The organism is Streptomyces sp. NPDC087901, assembly GCF_044742205.1.
Lineage (GTDB): Bacteria > Actinomycetota > Actinomycetes > Streptomycetales > Streptomycetaceae > Streptomyces.
In genome coordinates this window covers 363,114-386,322 of the sequence record NZ_JBIUUC010000007.1, presented here as the reverse complement: position 1 = coordinate 386,322, position 23,209 = coordinate 363,114, and the positions used below count along the sequence as shown (strand labels likewise).

The 23,209-nt window shown below is 70.2% G+C and carries 27 protein-coding genes and 1 tRNA gene; 12 read left to right on the top strand and 16 right to left on the bottom strand.

Annotation, left to right across the window (positions count from 1 at the left end; translation table 11 throughout):
- Positions 1–77 precede the first annotated feature (77 nt).
- Together ACIOEW_RS23820 and ACIOEW_RS23815 are read left to right on the top strand one after the other, a co-directional pair.
- Positions 78–1,298 carry an acetyl-CoA C-acetyltransferase gene (locus ACIOEW_RS23820; protein WP_362542910.1) on the top strand — a complete coding sequence of 407 codons (1,221 nt, stop codon included), beginning with the start codon at positions 78–80 and terminating at the stop codon, positions 1,296–1,298.
- Positions 1,299–1,695: 397 nt separating this feature from the next.
- Entirely contained in the window at positions 1,696–2,565 is an 870-nt protein-coding gene (locus tag ACIOEW_RS23815) for a hypothetical protein (RefSeq protein ID WP_362542907.1), read from the top strand.
- A 247-nt stretch (positions 2,566–2,812) separates the two neighbouring features.
- Here the strand turns inward: ACIOEW_RS23815 and ACIOEW_RS23810 are convergent, their stop codons facing one another.
- Together ACIOEW_RS23810 and ACIOEW_RS23805 are read right to left on the bottom strand one after the other, a co-directional pair.
- Positions 2,813–3,130, bottom strand: a complete 318-nt coding sequence (locus tag ACIOEW_RS23810; RefSeq protein ID WP_362542903.1) for a hypothetical protein — start codon at positions 3,128–3,130, stop codon at positions 2,813–2,815.
- Positions 3,131–3,304: 174 nt separating this feature from the next.
- Positions 3,305–4,192, bottom strand: a complete 888-nt coding sequence (locus tag ACIOEW_RS23805; protein ID WP_401965744.1) for a Bax inhibitor-1/YccA family protein — start codon at positions 4,190–4,192, stop codon at positions 3,305–3,307.
- Positions 4,193–4,429: 237 nt separating this feature from the next.
- Here ACIOEW_RS23805 and ACIOEW_RS23800 point away from each other — a divergent pair, with 237 nt between their 5' ends.
- On the top strand, positions 4,430–4,570 hold the full coding sequence (locus ACIOEW_RS23800) for a hypothetical protein (RefSeq protein ID WP_362542897.1): 141 nt from the start codon (positions 4,430–4,432) through the stop codon (positions 4,568–4,570).
- A 60-nt stretch (positions 4,571–4,630) separates the two neighbouring features.
- On the opposite strand, the gene ACIOEW_RS23795 is transcribed toward ACIOEW_RS23800, so the two are convergent.
- The gene (locus ACIOEW_RS23795) at positions 4,631–5,614 is read right to left on the bottom strand and encodes a transcriptional regulator (RefSeq protein ID WP_362542894.1); all 984 of its coding nucleotides are present in this window, start codon (positions 5,612–5,614) and stop codon (positions 4,631–4,633) included.
- A 59-nt stretch (positions 5,615–5,673) separates the two neighbouring features.
- On the opposite strand from ACIOEW_RS23795, the gene ACIOEW_RS23790 reads away from it, so the two are divergent.
- Complete coding sequence (locus ACIOEW_RS23790) at positions 5,674–6,939, top strand: MFS transporter (RefSeq protein WP_401965741.1); 1,266 nt, start codon at positions 5,674–5,676, stop codon at positions 6,937–6,939.
- A 19-nt stretch (positions 6,940–6,958) separates the two neighbouring features.
- Here ACIOEW_RS23790 and ACIOEW_RS23785 read toward each other — a convergent pair whose 3' ends face one another.
- Entirely contained in the window at positions 6,959–7,567 is a 609-nt protein-coding gene (locus tag ACIOEW_RS23785; protein WP_362542888.1) for a DinB family protein, read from the bottom strand.
- 131 nt (positions 7,568–7,698) lie between these two features.
- Here ACIOEW_RS23785 and ACIOEW_RS23780 point away from each other — a divergent pair, with 131 nt between their 5' ends.
- A complete protein-coding gene (locus tag ACIOEW_RS23780) occupies positions 7,699–8,241 on the top strand; it encodes a GNAT family protein (protein ID WP_362542885.1) in 543 nt (180 codons plus the stop codon).
- A gap of 75 nt (positions 8,242–8,316) precedes the next feature.
- Here the strand turns inward: ACIOEW_RS23780 and ACIOEW_RS23775 are convergent, their stop codons facing one another.
- Together ACIOEW_RS23775 and ACIOEW_RS23770 are read right to left on the bottom strand one after the other, a co-directional pair.
- Positions 8,317–8,832, bottom strand: a complete 516-nt coding sequence (locus ACIOEW_RS23775; protein ID WP_401965739.1) for a hypothetical protein — start codon at positions 8,830–8,832, stop codon at positions 8,317–8,319.
- A gap of 983 nt (positions 8,833–9,815) precedes the next feature.
- Complete coding sequence (locus tag ACIOEW_RS23770) at positions 9,816–10,130, bottom strand: hypothetical protein (protein WP_362542880.1); 315 nt, start codon at positions 10,128–10,130, stop codon at positions 9,816–9,818.
- Between the two features lie 387 nt (positions 10,131–10,517).
- Between ACIOEW_RS23770 and ACIOEW_RS23765 the strand changes: the two genes are divergently transcribed.
- The 7 genes from ACIOEW_RS23765 (at position 10,518) to ACIOEW_RS23735 (ending at position 14,281) form a co-directional block, all read left to right on the top strand.
- Complete coding sequence (locus ACIOEW_RS23765; protein WP_401965736.1) at positions 10,518–11,252, top strand: DUF6879 family protein; 735 nt, start codon at positions 10,518–10,520, stop codon at positions 11,250–11,252.
- 9 nt (positions 11,253–11,261) lie between these two features.
- Positions 11,262–12,098, top strand: coding sequence for a helix-turn-helix transcriptional regulator (locus ACIOEW_RS23760; protein WP_362542877.1), 837 nt, complete (start codon positions 11,262–11,264; stop codon positions 12,096–12,098).
- Between the two features lie 87 nt (positions 12,099–12,185).
- Positions 12,186–12,347, top strand: a complete 162-nt coding sequence (locus ACIOEW_RS23755) for a hypothetical protein (protein WP_362542874.1) — start codon at positions 12,186–12,188, stop codon at positions 12,345–12,347.
- An 8-nt stretch (positions 12,348–12,355) separates the two neighbouring features.
- A complete protein-coding gene (locus ACIOEW_RS23750) occupies positions 12,356–12,544 on the top strand; it encodes a hypothetical protein (protein WP_362542871.1) in 189 nt (62 codons plus the stop codon).
- 148 nt (positions 12,545–12,692) lie between these two features.
- Positions 12,693–12,902 carry a nuclear transport factor 2 family protein gene (locus ACIOEW_RS23745; protein ID WP_362542868.1) on the top strand — a complete coding sequence of 70 codons (210 nt, stop codon included), beginning with the start codon at positions 12,693–12,695 and terminating at the stop codon, positions 12,900–12,902.
- A 64-nt stretch (positions 12,903–12,966) separates the two neighbouring features.
- On the top strand, positions 12,967–13,911 hold the full coding sequence (locus tag ACIOEW_RS23740; RefSeq protein ID WP_401965731.1) for an aldo/keto reductase: 945 nt from the start codon (positions 12,967–12,969) through the stop codon (positions 13,909–13,911).
- A gap of 22 nt (positions 13,912–13,933) precedes the next feature.
- On the top strand, positions 13,934–14,281 hold the full coding sequence (locus ACIOEW_RS23735) for a MerR family transcriptional regulator (RefSeq protein WP_401965729.1): 348 nt from the start codon (positions 13,934–13,936) through the stop codon (positions 14,279–14,281).
- Between the two features lie 74 nt (positions 14,282–14,355).
- On the opposite strand, the gene ACIOEW_RS23730 is transcribed toward ACIOEW_RS23735, so the two are convergent.
- The 10 genes from ACIOEW_RS23730 to ACIOEW_RS23685 form a co-directional block, all read right to left on the bottom strand.
- On the bottom strand, positions 14,356–14,730 hold the full coding sequence (locus ACIOEW_RS23730) for a DUF4259 domain-containing protein (protein WP_401965726.1): 375 nt from the start codon (positions 14,728–14,730) through the stop codon (positions 14,356–14,358).
- Positions 14,731–14,819: 89 nt separating this feature from the next.
- Entirely contained in the window at positions 14,820–15,233 is a 414-nt protein-coding gene (locus ACIOEW_RS23725) for a DUF3592 domain-containing protein (RefSeq protein ID WP_401965725.1), read from the bottom strand.
- Positions 15,234–15,243: 10 nt separating this feature from the next.
- Positions 15,244–15,699, bottom strand: coding sequence for a hypothetical protein (locus ACIOEW_RS23720; protein WP_362542856.1), 456 nt, complete (start codon positions 15,697–15,699; stop codon positions 15,244–15,246).
- 36 nt (positions 15,700–15,735) lie between these two features.
- The gene (locus ACIOEW_RS23715) at positions 15,736–16,326 is read right to left on the bottom strand and encodes a hypothetical protein (protein WP_362542853.1); all 591 of its coding nucleotides are present in this window, start codon (positions 16,324–16,326) and stop codon (positions 15,736–15,738) included.
- Positions 16,327–16,351: 25 nt separating this feature from the next.
- Positions 16,352–17,908, bottom strand: coding sequence for a hypothetical protein (locus ACIOEW_RS23710; RefSeq protein WP_401965722.1), 1,557 nt, complete (start codon positions 17,906–17,908; stop codon positions 16,352–16,354).
- A 294-nt stretch (positions 17,909–18,202) separates the two neighbouring features.
- Entirely contained in the window at positions 18,203–18,391 is a 189-nt protein-coding gene (locus ACIOEW_RS23705; protein ID WP_362542847.1) for a superinfection immunity protein, read from the bottom strand.
- Between the two features lie 209 nt (positions 18,392–18,600).
- Positions 18,601–18,686, bottom strand: a tRNA-Leu gene (locus ACIOEW_RS23700).
- Between the two features lie 248 nt (positions 18,687–18,934).
- On the bottom strand, positions 18,935–21,343 hold the full coding sequence (locus tag ACIOEW_RS23695; protein WP_401965719.1) for a glycosyl hydrolase 2 galactose-binding domain-containing protein: 2,409 nt from the start codon (positions 21,341–21,343) through the stop codon (positions 18,935–18,937).
- Entirely contained in the window at positions 21,340–22,248 is a 909-nt protein-coding gene (locus ACIOEW_RS23690; protein WP_362542842.1) for an ATP-binding cassette domain-containing protein, read from the bottom strand. The genes ACIOEW_RS23695 and ACIOEW_RS23690 overlap by 4 nt, the downstream gene beginning before the upstream one ends.
- Positions 22,233–23,174 carry an ABC transporter ATP-binding protein gene (locus ACIOEW_RS23685; protein WP_401965717.1) on the bottom strand — a complete coding sequence of 314 codons (942 nt, stop codon included), beginning with the start codon at positions 23,172–23,174 and terminating at the stop codon, positions 22,233–22,235. The genes ACIOEW_RS23690 and ACIOEW_RS23685 overlap by 16 nt, the downstream gene beginning before the upstream one ends.
- Between the last annotated feature and the right edge of the window lie 35 nt (positions 23,175–23,209).

Here is a 23,209-nt window from a genome sequence, read left to right as displayed (position 1 = left end):
GTGACCTCAGCAGTACGTCCGGGTAACTTCCAGAGCAGTCCTGCCAGCCAGCCTTCCAGCCCTCATGGAGCCGCGTGATGCCCGAAGCCGTGATCGTCTCTGCTGCCCGTTCGCCCATCGGCCGGGCCTTCAAGGGTTCGCTGAAGGACCTGCGCGCGGACGACCTGACCGCCACGATCATCCAGACCGCCCTCGCCAAGGTCCCGGAGCTGGACCCGCGGGACATCGACGACCTGATGCTCGGCTGCGGCCTCCCCGGCGGCGAGCAGGGCAACAACCTGGGCCGCATCATCGCCGTACAGATGGGGATGGACCACCTTCCCGGCTGTACGGTCACGCGCTACTGCTCGTCCTCGCTGCAGACGAGCCGTATGGCGCTGCACGCCATCAAGGCGGGCGAGGGCGACGTCTTCATCTCCGCCGGTGTCGAGATGGTGTCCCGCTTCGCGAAGGGCAACTCCGACAGCTGGCCGGACACCCACAACCCGTTCTTCGCCGACGCCGAGGCCCGCACCGAGGCCCGCGCCGCGGAGTCGGGTGCGAGCTGGCACGACCCGCGCGAGGACGGCCTGGTCCCGGACGCGTACATCTCGATGGGGCAGACGGCGGAGAACCTGGCCCGGACCAAGGGCGTCACCCGTCAGGACATGGACGAGTTCGGCGTCCGCTCGCAGAACCTCGCCGAGGAAGCCCTGAAGAACGGCTTCTGGGAGCGCGAGATCACCCCGGTGACGACCCCGGACGGCACGGTGGTCTCCAAGGACGACGGCCCGCGCGCGGGCGTCTCCCTGGAGGGCGTGCAGGGCCTGAAGCCGGTCTTCCGCCCCGACGGTCTGGTCACGGCCGCCAACTGCTGCCCGCTCAACGACGGTGCCGCGGCGCTCGTGATCATGTCCGACACCAAGGCGCGCGAGCTGGGCCTGACCCCGCTGGCGCGGATCGTCTCCACCGGCGTCTCGGGCCTCTCCCCCGAGATCATGGGCTACGGACCGGTCGAGGCGAGCAAGCAGGCGCTGAAGCGGGCCGGGCTGACGGTCGACGACATCGACCTGGCCGAGATCAACGAGGCGTTCGCCGCCCAGGTGATCCCGTCCTACCGCGACCTGGGCCTGCCGCTGGACAAGGTCAACGTCAACGGCGGCGCCATCGCGGTCGGGCACCCCTTCGGCATGACCGGCGCGCGGATCACCGGCACGCTGATCAACAGCCTGCAGTTCCACGACAAGCAGTTCGGCCTGGAGACCATGTGCGTGGGCGGCGGCCAGGGCATGGCGATGGTCATCGAGCGTCTGAGCTGAGCCCTGCCGAAGGGCCCGGGCGGCTGAGCTGAGCCCGCGTCGGCGCGGGGGGTGGGTGGGGGCAGGTCGGTGCCTCGGCCCGCCCCTTCGACCGCCACTTTTTCCGTGACGCTCCGGATCCACCGGATCACCGGCCATAGGCGCCCGCCGGGCCCACACCGCCCTGCAGGCCCTTCGGCCGGACGAAGTGGCCGGTTCCGAGCCCCGACCGTGACCGAATCTCCCCCAGGATGTGACCTATCTCCTGGGGGAGACTCATTCCCGCAGGTCACACCCGCATCAGGGTTAAACCCCAGGCCCAAAGACCTGTCCAATTCGTGACGTAATGCACTGACACATGGTGTCGGTACAGGACAAGCTGATGTAGGAAGTCGGGGGATCGATTGAAACCGGGAGTATGTCAGTGAGCGCCATGCCTCTTGCCCTGTTGCTGACCACCGCCGCTGCCACGGCCGTGGGCACCGCCGCTCTGCACGCCGCTCACGGGCTGCGTCAGCAGGTATCCGCCCTGCGCAGAGAGCTGGCCGACGGCCGCGCCCACAGTGCAGCCGTACCCGCTCAGAGCCGTAACGAAGCCACCCCTGCCGCGGAAATACGCGCGGCGGTCGCCGAGGCGCTGGCCGAGGAGCGGGAGCGCGAGCTCGCCGAGGCCCGTGCCTTCTGGGCCACGCAGGAGGCCCGCGACGCCGCCGACGCCCCCTCACTGCTGGGCGGTCTGGCCGGGCTGGGCGACGACGCCCCGTTCTTCGTCCCGCGCCAGACCGACTTCGCCGGCCTGGAGTCGATGGACCTCGACGCCACCGAGGCGTTCGAGGAACTGACGGAACTGGCCGAGCTGACGGAACTGGCCGACATGGCCGAGCTCCCGGAGACGGCCGAGTTCGCCGAGGACTCCCCCGAGCTGGCCGCGGCGCGCCGCCGCCACCCCTCGCACCCGGACTTCGTGCCGGTGCAGACACCCGTCGTCACCGATCACGAGCGCACGGTGAACCGCCTGGAGGAGCTGGCCGACAGCCGGACGGAGCTCTCCGACGTGCGACCCGGCCCGCTCGGCACACTCGACGTGTACGTCTTCGCCGACGGCACCACGCTCTGTATGACCCCCGGCCACCGCGAGACGGCCGAGCAGCTGGCCGCGTCGCTGCGGGCCGGCGAGCACCCGGTGCTCCTGGGCGGTTCCGGTGTCTCCGGCGCGTACGCGCTGACGTTCTCGTGCGGCAAGGACAACGTCTACATACTGGCCGACCGCGTCATCGCGAGCTTCTAGCCCGCGGACCGGTCTCCGGCCCCATTCCGGGTACAGCGGCCCTCGCCGGCCGCTGCCGCAGCCCAGCGCGCGCGGTCACCCGGCGCGCACCACCTGAGGCGAACACCCTCGCGCCCCTTCGAAGCGACCATCCGCACGCACCACGCCCGGCGAACGCCCGCACACACCACTCCCGGCGGACGCCCGCACACATCACTTACGCGAACGCGCGCACGCACCACTCCCGGCGGACGCCCGCGTACACCACCTAAGCGAACGCCCGCACGGCCGCTTCCTCGACGAACTGCACGGCCTCGTCCAGCTCCACGGACGGGGCCATTTCCAATGCCACGGCCAGATCCCGCCCGGCAACGGCGATCTGGTCGCCGATGGCGAAGATCCCGGCGTCCGGCAAGATCCGCGGCTCCCGCCCCGGCGTCTCGACGCGCTGGGCCCGCACCGCCAGTTCCCGGGCCACGGCCAGCCCCTCGGCCGCCACACCCCGCTGCAGCCTGCTCTGCGGGGCGGCGCGCAGCCGGTCGGCGAATCGGTCCACGGCGGTGATCAGGGGCGTCGTATCAAGCACCCCGCGACCCTACGCGCCCCTCCCGGACGGTTGCCAACGAGCCGATGCCCCACGTCTTCCCCGAAGAGCCCCCTCGCCATCCGCTGCCCCAGCCCCGTTCAACGAGAAACGGCCCGCAGGCTCCGTCATCCGGAGCCTGCGGGCCGTTCCCGCGATCAGGTGTCAGCGTGGTGACTAGTCGTCGCCGCTGAGGATGGAGAGCAGGCGCAGCATCTCCAGGTAGATCCACACCAGGGTCATGGTGAGGCCGAAGGCCGCCAGCCAGGACTCCTCGCGCGGAGCGCCGTAGGCGATGCCGTCCTCGACCTGCTTGAAGTCCAGAGCCAGGAAGCACGCGCCGAGGACGATGCCGATGACACCGAAGAGGATGCCGAGGCCGCCGCTGCGGAAGCCCAGACCGTCCCCGCCACCGAACACGGCGAACAGCAGGTTGACCATCATCAGGAGCATGAAGCCCATGGCGGCGGCCATCACGAAGCCGTAGAACCGGCGGGTGACACGGATCCAGCGCATCTTGTACGCGAGCAGCACACCGGCGAAGACACACATGGTGCCCATCACCGCCTGCATCACGACGCCCGGTCCGATGTAGGTGCTGACCGCGCTGGAGATGACCCCCAGGAACACGCCCTCGAAGGCCGCGTACGAGATGATCAGCGCGGGAACGGGCTTGCGCTTGAAGGACTGGACGAGCGACAGCACGAAGGCGATGATCGCGGCGCCGATGGCGATGCCGTACGACTTGCCCAGGTTGGCCTCGTCGACCGGCAGCAGGGCCCAGGCGGCCGTGGCGCCGAGCACGACCGTGCCCAGCGTCAGAGCCGTGCGGGTGACGACATCGTCGATCGTCATCACACCGGAGCGCGCCGGCGCCTGCGGGGCGCCGTACTGGGTGTCCTGCTGGGCGTAGGGGTTCGTGGCGTACGGGTTCGGGGCGGTGCCCTGCGCGTACGGGTTGGCACCCGCTACGGGGGCCCCGGCCTGCGGTGACGCGTTGAAGCCCGCGTGACCGTTGTCGCGGCTGAAGCCCCGTCGCGAGAAGACCGGGTTGCTGCTCCTCATCTCACTCCTCCATGGCCACCCAGCGTGGCCTTCCCACAAGAGTAATGGGTAGGCAAAACAATCTCCCTAGTGCCAGGGGAGGATCTTTCCGCGATCGAAATGCGGCCCGTCCGAGGATGCCGGGGGGGGCAGGCAGCGCTTTACGTTCGGAGGAACACCCGGGCCGGCCGGCACCGGCAGGCAAGGAGCGTCCGTTGCTTCTCCTGCACGGTCCTCGGCGCGGTCGTCGTCCACCGCGTGGGCGGGCGGCGGGCGGCGACGTTCCTGGACGGCGTACGGCAGTTCATGGTCAGCAACAGCACGGTGATCATGGCGATGGTCCTGCTCCTCCTGGGCGCCGGCATCCTCGGCGACGGGCTGCCGGGGCCGGGGCGGTGAGGAGGCCTGGGACGCGCCACCCCGGCCACGGCCGGGGTGCCCCCTGATCAGGTCGCGCGGTCAGATCGCGTGCCGCGCCGCGAGGAGATCGCCGGTCTCGGTGCGCCGGTAGACGACGCGCCGGCCGACTCTCGTACCCACGATCAGGTCGGCGTTGCGCAGGACAGCCAGGTGGCCCCCGATGGTGCCGAGCGACTGGCCGAGGTGGATGGCGAGTTCGGTGCTGGTGGCGGGGCGTTCCAGCTCGTGGAGGAGGGCGGCTCGACCGGCGCCGATCAGCCGTTCCAGGGCGCGGGCGGGTCCCCGCTGCCCGGTGGGGTCAGCGGCGGACCCGCGAGCCGGGTAGACCAGTGCGTACCGGGCGGGCGGCGCCTCGGACAGCCAGGTGCCCGTCGTCACGCAGATCGGCACGAACAGCATTCCGTCCTCACCGACGACACGGTCCGGGCCGGGCCGGTGGCTGAAGCGGATCGCGTCCGCGCCGACCCAGGCGCTGCGGCGGTTCATCTGCTGCAGGGCGCGGGGCCAGCCGTAGGCGGCCAGCAGCCCTGCCCGGTAGCTGATGTCTCGTTCCAGCAACGCCCGGCGACGCGTCCAGTCCGGAAGGACGTGCTCCTCCCACGTGTACCGGAACAGGTCGGCCGTCCGGGCCCCCCAGCCGTGCCCGGTCAGCCACCGCAGGTCGCGCCGCTCCCAGCTGTGTGCCACCGCGGCCTCCAGATCGGCGCGTACGGCCTCGTCCGGTGCGGCCGCTACCGGCTTCAGCTCATCGGCGAGGGCGGTGCGCATCCCGCCGGACGGCGGAAGAGTCACGTAACCGGGCAGGTACTTGGTCGAGCAGATCAGCTCGACCAGCCCCTTGGCGAAGGGGTCGGCGTCGAGAACGGCATGGAAGGCGTCGTGGTGGCGGGTGTACCAGGGAGTGAGCCACGGATCGGAGCACGGCTTGGTCAGTACGCTCATCGACCCCAGGGTCTCGGCCAGCGGCGACAGCGCGAACCTGGACCGGGACAGGGCCATCGAGCTGAGCCGCAACAGCACCATCTTTCGCCTCCTGCCGAAACGTTAGCGCGCACAAGGAGGGTCTCCGCAGAATCCGGCCGGTGTATTCCCTTCCTCCTCTCCTCAAGCAACCGCGGTTCCGTACGTTCTACGCCGGACGTCTGGTGTCGCTGCTCGGCAGTTCGATGGCTCCGGTGGCGCTGGCATTCGCTGTCCTGGACGCCTCCGGCAGCACTCAGGACCTCGGTGTCGTCCTGGCCGTCCACATGCTGCCGCTGCTGGCACTGCTCCTGGTGGGCGGGGCCGTCGCCGACCGCTCCTCACGCCGGAACGTGCTGGTGGCCGCCCACCTGGGCTCGGCGCTCACCCAGGGCGCCGTCGCGGCGCTCCTGCTGACCGGCCACTACTCACTGATGCCGGTGGCCGTACTGGAGTTCCTCAACGGCGCACTCGCCGCGTTCACCACCCCGGCCCTGCGCGGAGTCGTACCGCAACTCGTCGACAAGGCCCGGCTCCAGCAAGCGAACGCGCTGTTGGGAACGGCACGCAACGCCACGAAGATCCTCGGGCCGAGCCTGGCGGGCGTGCTCGTTTCGGTGGTCGGCAGCGGCCCCGCCATCGCCGTCGACGCGTTCAGCTACCTGCTCGCGGCAGGCTTCCTCGCGCGGCTCACGTTCACTCAGGATACGAACGCGGCGTCGTACCGGCCGACCACCCTCCTGACCGACATCCGCTACGGGTGGACGGAGTTTCGCGCGATCCGCTGGGTCTGGGTCGGCACACTGTCCTTCTGCCTGATGAATCTGGCCCAGACCGGCACCTGGCAGATCCTGGGCCCCCAGCTCACCCGTCAGATCAGCGGCCAGGCAACGTGGGGATTCGTGCTCAGCGCGCGCGGCATCGGCCTGCTGATGTCGAGCCTGCTGATGTACCGCCTGGTGGTCCGGCACCTGTTGCGGCTCGGGCAACTGACGAACGCGCTCGCCGCACTCCCCCTGCTCGCGCTCGGCGCGCATCTGCACGCCCCGTGGCTGCTCGCCGCCGCGTTCGCCGCCGGCCTCGGCTCCGCTGTGACCGCCGTCGCCTGGGACACCTCTCTGCAGGAGCACGTCCCGCCCCACGCGCTCTCCCGCGTCGCTTCGTACGACGACCTGCTGTCGTACGTCGCGATCCCGGTCGGCCAGCTGTCCGTCGGCCCGCTCGCCCAGACGTACGGGGCCTTCCACGTCGCCACAGGGGCCGGCATCCTCTCCGCCGCCGCGGCCGTCCTCCCTCTGGCCACCCGCTCCGTACGCCGGCTGCCTCACGCCGGGCCCCCGCGACCCGAGCCCACCCCGCCTGCCCCCGACCCGTCCCCCGCGGCATGAGCCGGCCCGGTCGCCGCCCCTACGCGTTCCCGGACCCGCCCGAAGCCTCCCGAGCCGCGCGCTCCACCCGGCCCCGATGGCTCCCCCACCATGCCGAGTCGCCGGGCGCCATGTTCTCGCCCCCGATCCGCTGGCCCGTGGTCCCGTCGATCAGTTCCCGGACGATGTCGGCGTGACCGGCATGCCGCTGGGTCTCGGCGACCACGTGGACGAGAGCCCGGTGGAGCGTCAGCTCGTTCCCCTCTCCCCCGGGGAGCAGACCGGTCGCGTCGAGGTCCAGCGCTCCGATCGTCGCGTCGGAGTGGGCCCACACCCGCTTGTACTGCGCGACGATCTCGTCACGCGACTCGTCGGCCGTCGCCCACAGATCCGCGTTCGGCTCGGCGTCACCGGCGATCCAGAGATCCGGCGCGTCGACCGGCCGCCCGAAGACGTCGCCGAAGTAGAAGCCCTCGGCTCCGGTGACGTGTTTGACCAGGCCCAGCAGATTGGTACCGGTGGGGGTCATGGGCCGCCGGATGTCGTACTCCGACAACCCCTCCAGCTTCCACAGGAAAGCGTCACGGGCATCCTGCAGGTACACGTGCAGGTCCTTCTTGCAGTCGGCCTCTTGGCCTGTCCCAGTCATGAAGTCACTGTGCCGGACATCGGATCCGCGCCCAACGGCTTTCCCTCCGGGCGACCTCGCGCAGTGAAGGTTGAGCGTTGATGTGCCTTATTGGTTTGCCGCCCGCCGACCCGGTCGGATAGGAAGCTCGCATGCTTAGCGGTAACAAGGTCGGGCTCAGGGCCCGGCACGAGGACGACATCCCGATCCTGAGGAACGAGCTCTACAACGACGTGGTCAACGCCTCGCGGGCCGAAGGCGGGCCGTGGCGGCCGATCGCACCGGATTCGAAGGACCCTCGGCTCGTGGTGGACGACAAGGAGCAGGGACACGTCCCGTTCTCCGTCGTGGAACTGGACGGCGGCACGCTGATCGGCACCGCGAACCTGTGGGGCATCGATACTCACAACCGGTCCGCGCACATCGGGCTGGGGCTGCTGCCGTCCTGCCGCGGCAAGGGCTACGGCACCGACGTGGTCGCGGTGTTGTGCCATTACGGTTTCGTCGTGCGCGGCCTGCAACGGCTGCAGATCGAGACGCTGTCGGACAACGCCGCGATGCTGCGCTCCGCCGAGCGCAACGGCTTCGTCCGCGAGGGCGTACTGCGCTCCTCGGCCTGGGTGATGGGCGAGTTCCTGGACGAGGTGCTGCTCGGGCTCCTCGCCGCCGGCTGGAAGCCGGACGCGAAGGCGTAGACGACCGGCGGGGACCGTACAGCCAGTGCCTCCGCCGATCATCCGCAAGGCCCGTACGGCCGGGAGCGGCAGGTCCTACGCTCGCGCGTCACGCCCGACGGAGTACGCGCACAGCCTCGTGCCGTACAGGTCCAGCGCGTCGTCCGGATCGTCGTCGTAGTGCGCGGCGATCTCCCGCCACCGGTCCCAGCCGTACAGCCGGGCGTGCCGACGGTCTCCATCGGTCCGTACGGGCTCCGCCCGGGGCCCCCGGGACGTGAGCCACTCCTGCCACGCCTCGCTGCGCACGGGCTCGACGGCCGGGTGCGGGGCCGCGTCAGAACCGGTCTCCCCCGCGAGGGCGGCAGCGATGAACGCGGCGGGCCGCTGCGGCCGCCACCCCGGGGCGAGCCCGAGCAGTTCGGCGGCGATGGCGTGGCTGTCGAGCCCTCGGTCGACGAGGGGACGCAGCGCGTACGCCAGGCGTCGAAGGCCCTCGCGCTGGGTCCAGGGGACGAGCGGCCGTACCTGACGGGCGATGGCGACGTCCCGGGCGACCTGGTGAGGGCGGCGCGCCGAGCGCGACGCTCGCCCACGCGAGGTGTCTTTCAACCTCCCCCTCGTACGAAACTTCCGCGCAGAGGGGGGGGCGCCCAGGAGATTGGGGCTCACGGGGCAGCCGAGTCGCTTGCCCCGTGGCCGAGTTGGACCTCCACAGCCGCCCGTCGGCAGCCGCGTCCACCGCCCGGCGTCGGCCCGCCTCACTCACCCCGACGACACGCGCACCGTACCCGGCCCCGTCGAGCAGGTGGCCCTGGACCGCGTCCCAGACGGCCGGGATCACGGCGGCGTAGATGGTCGCGGTACCGGCGTACTTCCGTCCGGGCAAACGCAGATTGGTCCGCTTCCCGTGCCGGACCCACACGAGCGCGCCGAGCGCCCGGAGCACGGCGACATGCCGTTTCACCGTGGCGACGGACAACTCGCACCGCACGGCAGTGCCTTCGAGGTCGTACAGCACGGTCCCGTCCAGGTAGTCCATGCGACGGGCCAGATCCCGGGCGACACGAAGAGTCGTCGCACCTGCCCCGGGGTGCAGACCGGCGTCGACCAGACCTGCGACGGCGGCCAGCCAGGCGCGCGGGCAGGCCCGCCGCGAGGATGTCGTCGCGATCTCCTGCCGCGGACGCGGAACGGGGGCCCAACCGGCATGCGGGCAGGCCGAAGAAGCGCAGCACGAAGCCGCGCCGATGAAGTGGCGCATCAAGATCCCGGAGGAGTGGCGGGGCGCGGCGCAGCGGCCGGGGCCCGTGGGGTGGGCAGAGCGGGGCTATGTCCCCGTGGAGCGGGCAGAGCGGGGCTATGTCAGGGGGTGGGCCCGGGTCACTCGGCCGGGGCGTTCCGGCCCGTGGCACCGGACAGACGGCCGGGCACGGGCGGCGCTACGTCGGGCGCGCTGGCAACCGCGGCCTCGGCGGTCGTACGATCCATGGCGAGCTCTCTCCTCGTCGAGACGGGTCTCCAATCAGCGGACTGCAATCCGCTGGTTCTCGGCCGGGCGGTCTCCACACCGCTCGGCCGTTTCGCTGACCGTCCTATTCCTTGGCCGGCGTCCTGCCTTCCTTGCCTGTCTCACCCGCCTCGATCTGCTGCACGCGGGCAAGAGAGATCCCCAGGGACTTCGCGATATTCCGATAGCTGATCTTCTGGCTGCGCATTGCTCTCACGGCTTCTTGCCTCAGCGCCCGCAGGCGAGCGTTCTGATCGGGCCAGCTGTTCAGGAGCAGACCGGCACCCCGCGCACGATCCGCAGGGTCGTCCAGAGCGGCCAGCGCATCGACCGCCTTCGTCAGTGCGTCCAAAACCCTCTGCACCTCCTCGTCCTGCGATCCCTGTGGTCGTTCGGACACAGCCGCTCCCTTCCGGAGACAGGGGAGGCTGCCCGACTTGACCACCGTATAGGGCCCCTATACGGTGGTCAATGTGAGCACGCCCTCCCGCTCAACACGAAGCCCCGGCCGCGTGATTGCACACGACGCCGGGGCTCTTCAACGTGGCACCACCCGGAGTTCACACACCGGAAAGAACCCGCCCCCGGCCTCTGGATACACGTGAGACCGGACCGGTCGGACACCTGGCAGAGGCAGGCAACCGACCGTTCAGCATCCTCCCACCCGCTTCCAGTCCGACGAAGCCACCCCGCCATCGGGCCCGCAGGGGCGCCGGATCTGCCCCATGTCGCGCACCCCGCCCATACGGCTACGGTGCGCCGCATGTCACCGCTCAAGGAGGCCAGCATGGCCAGGCACCTACGCAAGGTCGGAACCAACTCCGGCAACAACGGCTGCCCCACTCTGTATGAGCACCCGGCGACGGGCGACTACGTGGTGCAGGGCAATCGCGTCACCGACCCGGCCGATCTGGCCCAGCTCGACGACCTCACTTCCGAAGAGGAGGCCGTCACCGTCCCGCGCGAGCTCCTGGCCAACTTCGGGCCCAAGGAGCCTGTGCACGTGGCCCAATGGATCGACTTCGACGAGTTCGACGGAATGTTCAGCTCCTTCAGGCATTCCGCTTGGCGGCTGGAAACACGTCGCCGGTATGCGTCCGACGAAAGCACCGGCACCTACGGACAGTTCGCCCGCGGAGAGACGGTCACATGGGACCTCGACGATCCGTGGTGTGTCGAGCGACGCCGACAGGTGGCTCTGGGCAAGCGATTCGAGCGCGTACGGGTTCTGGACGAACCGCCCACCGAGGGCCAGCTGTACCTCCTCGACAACGGGCGCCGGAACGCGGCCGTAGGAGAGGAAATTCGCGTCATGCCGCGAGCGCTGGCCGAGGAACACCAGGTGCCCGAAGAGGATTTCTGGATCTTCGACTCGCGTGTCGTGGCACTTCTCCACTTCGACTCGGACGACCGAATGACCCGCGTCGAGCTCATCACCAACCCGGTCGATGTCATCCGATACGCGCAGGTCCGTGAGGCTGCCTGGCACTTTGCCACCCTGCCCGACCAGCCACAGCGGTAACTTCACAGTGTGAGCACGGACTTTCAGCAAGCCCGAGCATCCCTCGGCGCGCGCCTGCGAGAGCTGCGCGCCGAGGTCACCGGCCGCGACCTGGCCCTGCGACTCGGCTGGACACAGTCGAAGGTGTCCAAGCTTGAGACCGGCAGGCAGACCGCTACGGCTGCGGATCTCAAGGCCTGGGCCGAGGCGACAGGAGATCCAGCGGCGGGCGACGAGCTCGTTGCCCGACTCCAGGGCCTGGAGTCCCACTCACGGTCGTGGCGTCGCCAGCTCCGCGCCGGTCACCGGCCGGTGCAGGACGCCCTCACTGCCGAGTACCTACGGTCCACGGACCTGCGGGCGTGGGAAGGGGCCATGATCGTGGGCCTGCTCCAGACTCCCGACTACGCCCGCGCGATCTTCACCCGGTACGCCGAACTCCACCAGTCGCCGCGCGACATCGAGGACGCCGTACGGGCACGCATGCGGCGCCAGGACATGCTGTACCAGCCCGGCCGGACGTTCCACATCCTGATGTGGGAAGCCGCCCTGTACGCCGGGGTCTGCCCACCCTCCGTGCTCTGCGCCCAACTCGACCGACTCGTAGGAGTGATCGGCCTCGACACGGTACGCGTCGGCATCATTCCGTTCGGTGCTGCTGTGGCCGTTCCTCCCGCGAATGGATTCTGGCTGTACGACGACAGACTGACCATCGTCGAGGACTGGCATGCCGAACTGTGGCTCGACGACCGGGACAGTCTCACCGTCTACCGCCGCGTGTGGGATGCCTTGAGCAGTTCGGCGGTCTACGGTTCACACGCGCACCGCCTGATCGGCCGCGCTCGGGCGCACCTCGACCTCGCCTGAGCATCACCGGGAATCGCGCCGACCAAGACGAGAATATTCGCGAATCACCGTGGGCTCTGGCCGCCTCATCTTCCTAACCTGCTGGTCATGGCCACACTGACACCCAATACGGGCACGGACTGGCTGTCCGGCTACGCCCCCGCCTCTGGGCAGGTACGCCGCGCATGGGCAGCCGACGAGCTCGCCCGGCCGAGCGACGCGTCCGGGCCGCGTGGGGACCGTCGTCTCCCCACAAGGGCGTTCCGTTGAACACCCCGATGAATCACCGCCTGCCCACGCTCGGCTCCCTCTCTCCGCCGCAACGCCGCGGAGCCGCCTGCGTGTGGTGCGCCGCCGCGCTGACCACCACCACAGCCGTGGACCTCGGTGCCCGTCCCGAGCGGGAGGGCTCCTCCGTCTTCCTCTTCCCCCGCCGCTGCCGCACCTGCCCGAAGGAGCCGAGGTGACATCCGTACGCGTGAATCCGCTTCGTACCAGCCTCGGCGAGCAGGCGTACCGCGACCTGGTGAGGCACACCTTCACCTGTATGACATGCCGCGCCGGCGCCCCGTGCATGGCTGCCGTCCGGCTCGGCCGGGCGTGGAGGAAGGCTCGATGCTCATGATCTGCGTCGACTGCGACCTCACCATCAACGGCCCGTACATAATCGCCGCCCCCGGCGACTCGATGTCCGGGGCCCGCCCGGACGCCTACGTGCACCCACCGCGGTCCACCCCATGCCGGCCACCCGACCCCAGGAAGCGTGAACTGCGCAGGCGGCTGGACCAATTGGCCGAGGCCAGGCCGTCACCGACCGGGGCGTGAACGAGGCCGGGTCCGGGCCTGTTCGTCACCATCGCTTGACCTGGAGCGCGCTCCAGATCCGAGGATGGGTGGCATGGATACCAAAGAACCCCGGATCGTCCTCGGAACGATGGACTTCGGCACCCGCGTCGCCCCGGACCGGGCCTTCGCGATCCTCGATTCCTTCGTCGCCGGCGGCGGGGTCTGGCTCGACACCGCGAACTGCTACTCCTTCTGGACCGACCCCGCCGGTGTCGGCGGCGCCAGCGAGCGTGTCATCGGCGCGTGGCTCCAGGCCCGCCCGGGCGCGCGCGACACCGTACGGATCGCGACGAAGGTCCGCCACAACCCGCTCGTGCCGCACTCGCCGGAGAGCGCCGAGGGGCTCTCCGCGCGCGCCGTTCACGCCGGTGTGGAAGAGAGCCTGGGACGGCTCGGAGTCGATCACGTCGATCTGCTCTGGGCCCACGCGGAGGACCGTGACGTTCCGCTGGAGGAGACGGTCGGTGCCTTCGGCGAACTGGTCGCGAAGGGAGTGACCCTGAGGGTCGGGGCGGCGAACCATGCCGCCTGGCGCGTCGAGCGCGCCCGGTCACTGGCGCGGGAGCAGGGCGTGGAACCGTGGACGTGCCTGCAGCTGCGCCACTCGCTCGTCCAGCCGCGCCCGCTCACCCCCGTCGCGGAGGGCGGCCACCGCTTGCTCACCGCCGATGATCTCGACCTCGCGCGGGCGGAGGGGCTCACTGTGTGGTCGTACAGCTCCCTGATGTGGGGGTCCTACGTGCGCGCGGACAAGCCGCTTCCGTCGACCTACGATCACCCCGGAACCACTCGGGTACTCGCGGTCCTGGACGACGTCGCCGACGAGCTCGCGGCCACGAGGAACCAGGTCGTCCTCGCATGGCTGATGCTGCAGGGGATCGACCCCATCGTCGGCGCGAGCCGGGTGGAGCAGATCGAGGAGGCCCTCGCCGCACGCCGTGTGCGGCTCGGTGCCGAGCAAGTGGCGCGCCTCGCAGAAGCGCGGTAGTGCCAGTGACGGAAGGAGCCCCATGACGACCCTCACCCCGGCGGCTGCCGCCGACCGCACCGGTGTCTCCATCGACACACTGCGGTACTACGAGCGTGAAGGGCTCATCGGCCCGATCCGGCGCTCAGGAGGCGGACGCAGGGAGTACACCGCGGACGACGTCTTCTGGATCGGTCTCGTCACGTGCTTCCGCGATGCCGGGCTCGGCATCGCGGACCTGCGGGGCTTCGTCGCCATCCTGCGCGCCGAACACCCCCCGCAGGAGCGGGTCGCCTTCCTGCGCGAGCGCCGTAGCGCGCTGGAACAGCGGGTGACAGCGCTGCACCGGGCCATGAAGGTCCTCGACGACAAGATCGCCTACTACAGCTGAGCCCGGGTGCACTCCCCCGCGGTGTTGTCAGCGGCGTTGCGGAGGGGCGGCGCACCGCCCGCGCCCGGCGGGCGCTACGCCGCTGCCTCCGCCGACGCCTCGGCCAGGCGCTCGAACGTCTCGTTGAGCACCTTCCGACGCTCTTCCTTGTATGCCGCGTCCGGCTCCAGGCCGTCGATCGTCGCCTCCCACACCGCAAGGAACGTCTTCTGCCACGACCGGATCACCTCCGGCGCCGGAAGGGTCACCCCCACCCAGCCCTGCCGGTCCAGGACCAGCAGCAGCTCCAGGTTGCAGGGGACGGTCACGCCCCCGTACTCGTCCGGTTCGAGCTCCACCGGATCACCGGCCATCGCCTCGGTCACCTCGGCCACCAACCGGCCGACCAGGTCCCCGAGATGATCCGCCGCCGTGTCGCTGTCGAAGTTGCCCGCGCCCCACGTGCCCACTGTTCCGCCTCCGCGCTGTGCGTCGTCGCCCGTCGTCGCTTCCGTACGTCATCACAGCAGAGGGCACTGACAACCGGCGGAACGGCCGGTCAGTCGAACAGGTTCTCCGGGAAGTCCGTGAGGAACATCAGCAGCACCAGCCCCATCAGCAGCAGGGAGACAGCCCCCTCTGCCAGCGCGGCACGTGGGCTGCCTGCCAGGGTGGCCGTCCTGCCCGGGTCGGCGGGGTCGTAGCGGACCGTGACCCGCGCCCCCTCGGGGAAGCGCTTGTTGCCACCGTTCCGGAACTCCACCCACTCCCCGCTCTGTGCGGTGAACGCGAAGACGTACCAGGCCCGACGGTCGCCCGTCGAGCCCGTCGCCGAGTCCCGCTCGTACACCCGGACGCAGCGCGCCGGCGCGGTCACGCCGGAGCGGGCGCCGCGCAGCTGAAGTGCCGTCCGGCCCAGAGATCTGAGCGCCGCCAGCGCGACCACACCGGTGATGACGAGCGACGTATCCATGGAGGACCTTCTAATCGTTGCGCAGCCTGTCGACGAGGAAACCCACCGCACAGCCAACCACCAGGACGACCAGCTGCACCAGGAACGTGAGGACGGTGAGGTCGCCCCCCTGCGAGAAGAAGATCACCAGCTGCAGCCCGACGGCCGGGGCGAACGCCGCGACGTAGTGCCGTATCCGCGACTCCCGGGACGCCCCCTGGTGCATCGCCGCCGCGGCCCAGGTGCCCAGAGCGACGCAGGCCGCGGACGGCAGGTGGAGCAGCAGGACGGTGCGGACCGGCGAGTCCATGGTCGAGACGTCGTCGCCCGTGATGATGTCCCAGACGAGGATGGCGAGGGCCAGTTGCGTCGCCAGCATCACCACGATGCCCGCGGCCCAGGGCAGCATGAAGTTCAGCAGCCGCGGCCGGTCGTGGACGGGCGCGTGGGCGGGGGCGTACCCGCGGTGGACGTCGTATCGGGACATTCGGCTGCCTCTTCGTCGTCGCCCGGCGTTCGGGCGCTACTTCACCTGGATGCTGTCGACGATCTTCGTCCGGTCCGCGTCGCTGAGCTTGCCCTCCTGGGCGTCGATGCGGACGGAGTAGATCTTTCCCTCGGAGTCGACGCCCGTGATGACCACGCCGTCGACCGTCGCGCCCTTCGGCGGCGACTGCGGCACACCCGTACCGGTGTAGGTGAAGTCGATGCGCTTGGCATCCTTCGCACCCTTGATGTCCGCGTCCTTCGTGCTCTTCACCTCGGTGCTCGCCATGAGGAGGGCCCTGCCGACCGAGGCCGCGTCGTCCCCGGTCGAGGCTTCGGCGAAGCCGCTCTGGATGGATACCTTCACCGTCGGGCGGTCCCCCTCGCTCTGCAGGGCCGCGGCGTCGTTGAGCTTGCCGCGCTCCGCCTTGCTCTGCTCGGTGAGGCCGGCCGGGTAGACGAGGGACACCGTCGGTCCTGCGAGCTTCTTCCAGCCGCTCGGCGTGGCGGGCGCGGCCTTGTCCGAGCCCTCCTCGCCGCCGCACGCGGTGAGCATCAGACCGGCGGTGAGTACAGCGGTGGTGACGGCGACAGCCCGCACCGTCCGCCGGACGGAAAGCTTGGTCATGATCACGTCTCCTTGTACCTGTGGATCATTTGGCACAGTAGCTGTACGGGAAGAACGAGCGCTGGCCACCTGAGGGAGCCCCCAGGAATTCGGCCTTCGTCAGGCTCTTCTGCGACTCGGAGCTGGTGTAGGCGCCGTTGATGCCGGCGATTTCCAGGTTGACGTCGAGGCCGATCTCCTCGGACGAGGACGAACCGTCGTACTCCTGCTTGCTGACCTGGCCGTGGTTGAACGCGTAGTGGCCGAACGGGTCGCCCGGACCGGGGTCCGAGGTCGGCACCGGTGTTCCCGTGAACAGGTAGTTGAAGGCGCTGTTCATGCCCTGGCCGGAGAACATCTGGGCCTTGATGGCGTCGGACTCGGCCTTGGACATGTTCTTGTCGTCCAGGGGGACGGTGGTGGTGATGACCTGGGTGGTGGTCCCGCCGCCCTTCGCGTTGCCGTTGACGTCGCCCTTGAGGCCTGCGCCGGCCTCAGCCTTGCCCTCCAGGGTCCGCGTCATCGTGATGCTCTTCACCTTGCCGGTCTTGCTGTCGACCGTGACGGTGATGGCACCGGCCGCCGAACCGGCGGCCTCCGCCCCCGCCTTGGCCGGACCGGCCTCGCCCTTCGCGTACGCACCGCCGGTGGCCTTGGCCTGGTAGGTGTACGCATCGGTGTTGTTGATGTGGTTCTGCGTCAGCGTGACTTCCTGGGCCTCGGAGATCTTGAGGCCGGCCTCGACGGTGGCGCCGGGCTTGGGAGCCGGGGTGGTCGTGCCGTCGGCGTTCGTCGTGTCGGGGGCGTTCATGCCCGCGCCGAACTGGAACCCGGCCTGGGCGGCGACTTCGAGGCTGATCTTCTGCGTGGTGATGTGCTTGTTGCCGAGCTTGTCCTCGATGTTCTGCTTGAGGCGGCTCTCCTCGGCCTTGGGCCCCTTGCCGAACCAGCTGGCTATCTCGGTGGAACCGCCCACGATCGGGCTGAGGTTGGAGAGCTTGTTCAGCCGGCTGAGCTTCTTGTACTCCTGGAGGTCCTTGCGGAACTGGTCCGCCTCCTCCTGGCTGTCGAAGACCCAGGTGTCGCCCGTGGTGACGGTGAGACCGGCGGCGATCTCCACCTTGTCCTTGCCCACGTCGCCGATCTTGATACGGCCCTTGGGCTTCTCCGTGCCCTTGATCGAGCCGGCGTCGGTGAAGGTGAGCGAGACCTGCTCGTCGTTGTCGTCGATCTTGCCGTCTTTGTTGACGTCCGTCTTCGCCTTGGTCGTCGTCTCCTCGAAACCGAACTCGCCGCCGAACTCGACGCCGAGCGTCTCGAACGAGACCCCGAACTTGCCGCCCTGGGTTCCGGACTTGGTCACCGTGGCGCAGGTGAGGGGCTCGAACTCGGCGTTGGGATCGCCGCCCGCCTCGTTCCCGCCACCGCCGGTGCATCCGCCGCCGCCCGTGACGGAGGAGATGGCGCACGAGAACCGCTCACTGATCTGCCCGGCGAGGCCGGTCACCAACAGGGCGCCCACGATGGCCACGGCGACCAGGACCATGCCGACGTACTCCAGGGCGGTTCCACCCCGGTCGTCCCATGCACCGCGCGAGGACATGGCCCCCCGACACCTCGTCCGTGGCATGTTTGTGTCCTCCCCGATGGCCTTAGGGGTCGGAGGTTACGAGGGGTGCGTATGTTCGGGCACGGGCCCGTGGGCCCAATCCAGGTCCCAAAGACAGCCGCGCACGACCGCCCGGCAGGGCCCACTCCGTCGGCGGAGGGCCCAGCGCACGGCGGACCGCGGATCAGGTGTGGTGGGGCACGGGGGCATCCGGGCCCGGCCCCAACTGCCGGACACGGTCCCCGAAGGGCCGGCGCGGGCGCTCACGGCACGGCCGGGCCGGGCACCTCAGTAGCGGGGCCCCTGCGGCTGCGCGCTGCGCGCCGCCATCGCCATCGCCACGACCCAGCCCACCAGGGTCCACCCGAGGAACAGGTTCACCACGAGTACGGAGCCCTTGTTCGGCACACCTCGCGAGAAGGCGACCACCGTCGGCACGAAGTAGGCCAGCAGGCCAACTATCAGCCCTACCGCCACAACTAACAGGTTGACGTTCATATGACCCCCGCAACGACCGGACAGGAGGATTCATTCTCCATACCCGGCCACGGATGTCCACAGCGCGTTGAACCATGATCACCTGACGGTGACCGGATGTGTGCCGAGGTGGCAGCCGGTCGGCTCCGCCCAGGCCTCCGTCAGGCACCGTGCGGGCCCCTCTTGCACATGCGCCCCCGTGCGCGCAATGGTGCCCGGAGCCGGACTCGAACCGGCACGCCCCCGAGGGGCAGCGAGGTTTAAGCTCGCCGTGTCTGCATTCCACCATCCGGGCTTGGCGCGCGGCTCCGCGTTGGCACATGACCCTATCCGGGGGCTTGCCCCGACCAGACGGACAGTGGCTCGATGTTGTCCTATTTTATTGATCTCTTGAGTGCCCGTCAGCACAGGCAGACGGCATAGTCACACGCCTGGGCGGGATGGCGGGTGCGGCGGCACCGTATTCGAATTGACGGAAAGTCGCCGCACCCACACAGCCGATTCGCCAGGCGCGCGCCATGGATCGCCAGGGCCGCGCCACCCCTACCGGTTGACGGAGTCGTTCACGCAGCGCAGGACCGGGTGCGCGCCCAGGGCCTGCGGGTCCGCCAGGACCGCCCCTGTGATCATGAACACCGTGCTCTCCCCGGGCAGCAGCGTGACGAGCATCTCGTCCACCTCTGCCGTCGGGTCCAGCCGGTCGGGGAAGAGCGCGAGGTCCCGCAGAAGGGTGCGGGCGGTCACCTCCACGCGGTAGCCGGGCGCCTCGCTCCCGCTCTCCGTCACCGTGACGTCGTACCGGGCCGGCGGCAGCGCGAGGCGGGTGTCCTCCTCGTAGAACTCCACCGCCCTGGTCTCGCCGATCCGCGCGACCAGGACCTCGCGGGTCCGGTCGGCCGGTTCGGCCACCGACGGCGGCAGCGGGACCCGGCCGACCGAGCGCGCGGCCGTGCTCACCACCACCTCCTCCTCGGCCAGCACCGCCCCGTCCAGGCCGTGCCGGGTCAGCCGCAGCGTGCCGGCCCAGGGCGTGGAGGCGTCGTTGACGAGGTGCACGGCTCCGTCGCGTACAGCGATCAGACGGTCCGCGTACACGGCCCGCAGGGCGTACCAGAGGGGCTTGCGGCGACCGTCGCCGTCGACGGCCGACCAGGAGACGACCGGCCAGCAGTCGTTGAGCTGCCACACGATGGTGCCCATGCAGTACGGGCTGTGGGAGCGGAAGTGGCGGATGCCGAACGCCAAGGCCCGGGCCTGGTTGAGCTGGGTGAGCCAGTGCCAGTCGTCGAAGTCCGCGCCCGGCTGCGGCAGGTGGTCGCCCAGGCCCCGCAGCAGCTTGGCGTTGCCGTCCTCGGCCTTCTGGTGGTGGGCCAGGAGCGGGGCGTCGGGGGTGAGGGGACCGCTGACGGCGCGGCGCAGGGTGGCGTACGCGGGCGGGCCCTGGAAGCCGAACTCGGCGACGAAGCGCGGCACCCGGTCCGCGTAGGCGCGGTAGTCGGCCCGGTTCCACACGTCCCAGATGTGGATCGTGCCGTGTGCCGGGTCCTGCGGGTGGATGTCCTCGGTGCCGGAGTAGGGCGAGCCGGGCCAGTAGGGGCGGGTCGGGTCCGTCTCGGCGACGATCGCGGGGAGCAGCTCGTGGTAGTAGCCGTGGCCCCAGGTCCGGTCGCCCAGGTCCTTCTGCCAGCCCCAGTCGGCGTGGCCCTCCAGGTTCTCGTTGTTGCCGCACCACAGGACGAGGGAGGGATGCGGGGCGAGGCGGGTGACGTTCTCCCGGGCCTCGGCCGCCACCTCGTCCCACAGCGGCTGCTCCTCCGGATAGGCGGCGCAGGCGAAGGGGAAGTCCTGCCAGACCAGCAGGCCCTTCTCGTCGGCCAGTTCGTAGAAGTCGTCGCTCTCGTAGAGGCCGCCGCCCCAGATCCTGACCAGGTTGACCCCGGCGGCGACCGCCTGGTCGAGCCGGTCGGAGATCCGCTGCCGGGTGAGGCGGGCGGGGAAGCAGTCCTCGGGGATCCAGTTGACGCCGCGTACGAAGACGGGCTCGCCGTTGATGACGAAGCGGAACGCCTCGCGCTCGAGCGTGACGGCGCGGAAGCCGGTCCTGAACTGCCGGACGTCTTCGCCGAGGCGGACCGTCACTTCGTACAGCGGCTGTTCGCCGTGGCTGTGCGGCCACCAGACCTCGGCCTGGGGGACGGAGAGGGTGACCGTGACCCGCTGCTCGTCCTCCGTGGCGACGAAGACAGCAGCCGCGCCGATCACCCCGACCTCGCCCGACAGCGGTGCAAGGCCGTCGTGCTCCACCTCCAGTTCGACGGTCAGGCGCGGCACGCCCTCCGCGTCCAGGTCCGGCAGCAGCTTCACGGCCGCGATCCGCGGACCGCTCCACGTCTCCAGGGCGACCGGCCGCCAGATGCCGGAGGTGACGAGCGTCGGCCCCCAGTCCCAGCCGAAGTTGCACGCCATCTTGCGGATGAAGGCGTACGGCTCCGCATAGGCGCCGGGCCGGTCGCCGAGCCGGTCGCGCAGCTCCTCGGCGTAGGTGTACGGGGCGGTGAACCGTACGTCGAGGGTGTTGGCGCCCTCGGCCAGCAGGGCGCGGACGGGGAAGCGGTAGCTGCGGTGCTGGTTGGCGGCGCGGCCCACCTCGATGCCGTTGAGCAGGACGGTGGCGACGGTGTCGAGGCCGTCGAAGCACAGGTCGGCGTGGTCGTGCCCGTCCGGCGTCCAGTCGAACGTGGTGCGGTACGTCCAGTCGGTGCGGCCTATCCAGGTCAGCCGGTTCTCGTTGTCGTCCAGGTACGGGTCGTCGATCAGGCCCGCCGCGAGCAGGTCCGTGTGGACACAGCCGGGCACGGTGACGGGCACGCCCCCTGTGGGGAGCCCCACGGGCACTGGACCGTCCGCGGTGAGCGTCCAGCCGTCGTGCAGGGGCAGGTGGCGAAGGGTCACGCGGAGGTCCTTCCGCAGTCGGGGAGCTGGGCGCAGGCGACGAAGTGGTCCGGCTCGGTCTCGTAGAGGTCGGTGTCCGGCGAACCCGCCTCGTGGAAGGCGCAGTTCTCCAGGGGCTCCGGCGGGTCCCACGGGGTGTTGAGCCGGGGCACGGCGGCCAGCAGGGTGCGGGTGTAGGGGTGGAGCGGGTTGCCGAACACCTTCTGGGTGTCGCCGCGTTCGACGACTCTTCCTCGGCGCAGCACCACGGTCTTCTCGGCGAGGTAGGTTCCGAGCGCGAGGTCGTGGGTGATGTAGAGGACGCCGAGGCCGCGTTCCTTGAGGACGGCCAGGAGGTTGAGGACGTCGATACGGGTGGAGGCGTCGAGCATGCTGGTGATCTCGTCGGCGACCAGGAAGCTCAGGTCGAGCAGGAGGGCGCGGGCGATGAGGAGGCGTTGCAGCTGGCCGCCGCTGAGCTGGTGCGGGTAGCGGCCCAGCACCTGTCCGGGGTCCAGGCGCACGTCCCGTACGGCCTTCTCGACGCGGTCGGCCCACTCCCTGTCGGGCACGCCCGGGTGGTAGGCGCGGCGGATCATGTCGAAGACGCGGTCGGCCCGGAAGACCGGGTTGTAGCAGGAGAAGGGGTCCTGGAAGACGCCCTGGACGCGGCGGTAGAAGTCCTTTCCGGGGCGGACCGGCCGGCCGTCCAGGGTGAGACTGCCGGAGCTGACGCCGGTCAGCCCGAGGATCATCCGGCCGATGGTGGACTTCCCGCTGCCGCTCTCGCCGATGAGGGAGACGACCTCGCCGGGCGCGGCGGTGAAGGACACCCGGTCCACGGCGGTGACGGAGCCGCCGCCGAACGCTCCGGCGCGGTAGGTCTTGGTGACGTGGTCGAGGGTCAGCATCAGGCCTTCCAGCATGCGACGGAGTGACGGGGGGCGATCTCCACGACCGGGGGTTCCTCGGCGCACCCGTCGTCGGCGATGGGGCAGCGGTCGCGGAAGCGGCAGCCGGCCGGGGGGTCGAGGAGGGAGGGCGGGGAGCCCGCGATGCCCTTGAGCGGCTTGTCGGCGTACCGGGCGCCGACCTCGGGGAGCGAGCCGAGCAGGAGCTTGGTGTACGGGTGGCGGGGCGCGGTCGTCAGGACCTTCGTGGGCGCCTTCTCGGCGAGCTTGCCCGCGTACATCACCATGATCGAGTCGGCGATGTGCGAGGTGAGGCCGAGGTCGTGCGTCACGAAGATCATGCTGGTGACCAGGCCCTTGTCGCGCAGCCCGGTGAGCGCGCCGACGACGGCCCGCTGGGTGGAGACGTCGAGGGCGGAGGTGACCTCGTCCGCGATGAGGACGGACGGGTCGAGGAGGGTGGAGATCACCATGACGGTGCGCTGTTTCATGCCGCCGGAGAGCTCGATCGGGTAGCGGTTCAGGACGTCGTGGTCCAGGCCCACCAGGTCGAGGCGGCGGTGCAGTTCGGCGGTGTCCACGCTGACCCCGCGCGAGGCGAGCAGTTCGCGGATCATGCGCCCGATGCGGCGGGTCGGGTTGAGGGCGCTCATGGAGTACTGCGGGACGAGCGAGATCCGGTGGAAGCGGAAGGCGTTCATCGCCCGGTCGTCGGCGACCGGGACGTCGTCGCCGTCCAGGGTGACGGTGCCGCCCGCGTGCCGCATCCGGCCGTCGAGGCGGATCAGCGACTTGCCGAGCGTCGTCTTGCCGCAGCCGGACTCGCCCGCCAGGCCCAGGATCTCCCCGTCGGCCAGGTCGAAGGAGACGCCGTCCAGGGCCCGGACCTCGCCGCGCAGGGTGCGGTAGTGGACCCGGAGGTCGGTCACGGTCAGGGTCATGTGCTCAGGGCCTCTCCGGGATCGGTCACGGTGGA

Coding starts and splice junctions, on each gene's coding strand:
- ACIOEW_RS23785 (WP_362542888.1), bottom strand. CDS start 7,567: ATGACTGGGACAGGCCAAGAGGCCGACTGCAAGAAGGACCTGCACGTG.
- ACIOEW_RS23765 (WP_401965736.1), top strand. CDS start 10,518: ATGGCCAGGCACCTACGCAAGGTCGGAACCAACTCCGGCAACAACGGC.
- ACIOEW_RS23710 (WP_401965722.1), bottom strand. CDS start 17,908: ATGTCCTCGCGCGGTGCATGGGACGACCGGGGTGGAACCGCCCTGGAG.
- ACIOEW_RS23690 (WP_362542842.1), bottom strand. CDS start 22,248: ATGCTGGAAGGCCTGATGCTGACCCTCGACCACGTCACCAAGACCTAC.
- ACIOEW_RS23815 (WP_362542907.1), top strand. CDS start 1,696: ATGTCAGTGAGCGCCATGCCTCTTGCCCTGTTGCTGACCACCGCCGCT.
- ACIOEW_RS23780 (WP_362542885.1), top strand. CDS start 7,699: ATGCTTAGCGGTAACAAGGTCGGGCTCAGGGCCCGGCACGAGGACGAC.
- ACIOEW_RS23805 (WP_401965744.1), bottom strand. CDS start 4,192: ATGAGGAGCAGCAACCCGGTCTTCTCGCGACGGGGCTTCAGCCGCGAC.
- ACIOEW_RS23715 (WP_362542853.1), bottom strand. CDS start 16,326: ATGACCAAGCTTTCCGTCCGGCGGACGGTGCGGGCTGTCGCCGTCACC.
- ACIOEW_RS23755 (WP_362542874.1), top strand. CDS start 12,186: ATGGCCACACTGACACCCAATACGGGCACGGACTGGCTGTCCGGCTAC.
- ACIOEW_RS23685 (WP_401965717.1), bottom strand. CDS start 23,174: ATGACCCTGACCGTGACCGACCTCCGGGTCCACTACCGCACCCTGCGC.
- ACIOEW_RS23735 (WP_401965729.1), top strand. CDS start 13,934: ATGACGACCCTCACCCCGGCGGCTGCCGCCGACCGCACCGGTGTCTCC.
- ACIOEW_RS23750 (WP_362542871.1), top strand. CDS start 12,356: ATGAATCACCGCCTGCCCACGCTCGGCTCCCTCTCTCCGCCGCAACGC.
- ACIOEW_RS23745 (WP_362542868.1), top strand. CDS start 12,693: ATGCTCATGATCTGCGTCGACTGCGACCTCACCATCAACGGCCCGTAC.
- ACIOEW_RS23720 (WP_362542856.1), bottom strand. CDS start 15,699: ATGTCCCGATACGACGTCCACCGCGGGTACGCCCCCGCCCACGCGCCC.
- ACIOEW_RS23725 (WP_401965725.1), bottom strand. CDS start 15,233: ATGGATACGTCGCTCGTCATCACCGGTGTGGTCGCGCTGGCGGCGCTC.
- ACIOEW_RS23820 (WP_362542910.1), top strand. CDS start 78: ATGCCCGAAGCCGTGATCGTCTCTGCTGCCCGTTCGCCCATCGGCCGG.
- ACIOEW_RS23740 (WP_401965731.1), top strand. CDS start 12,967: ATGGGTGGCATGGATACCAAAGAACCCCGGATCGTCCTCGGAACGATG.
- ACIOEW_RS23795 (WP_362542894.1), bottom strand. CDS start 5,614: ATGGTGCTGTTGCGGCTCAGCTCGATGGCCCTGTCCCGGTCCAGGTTC.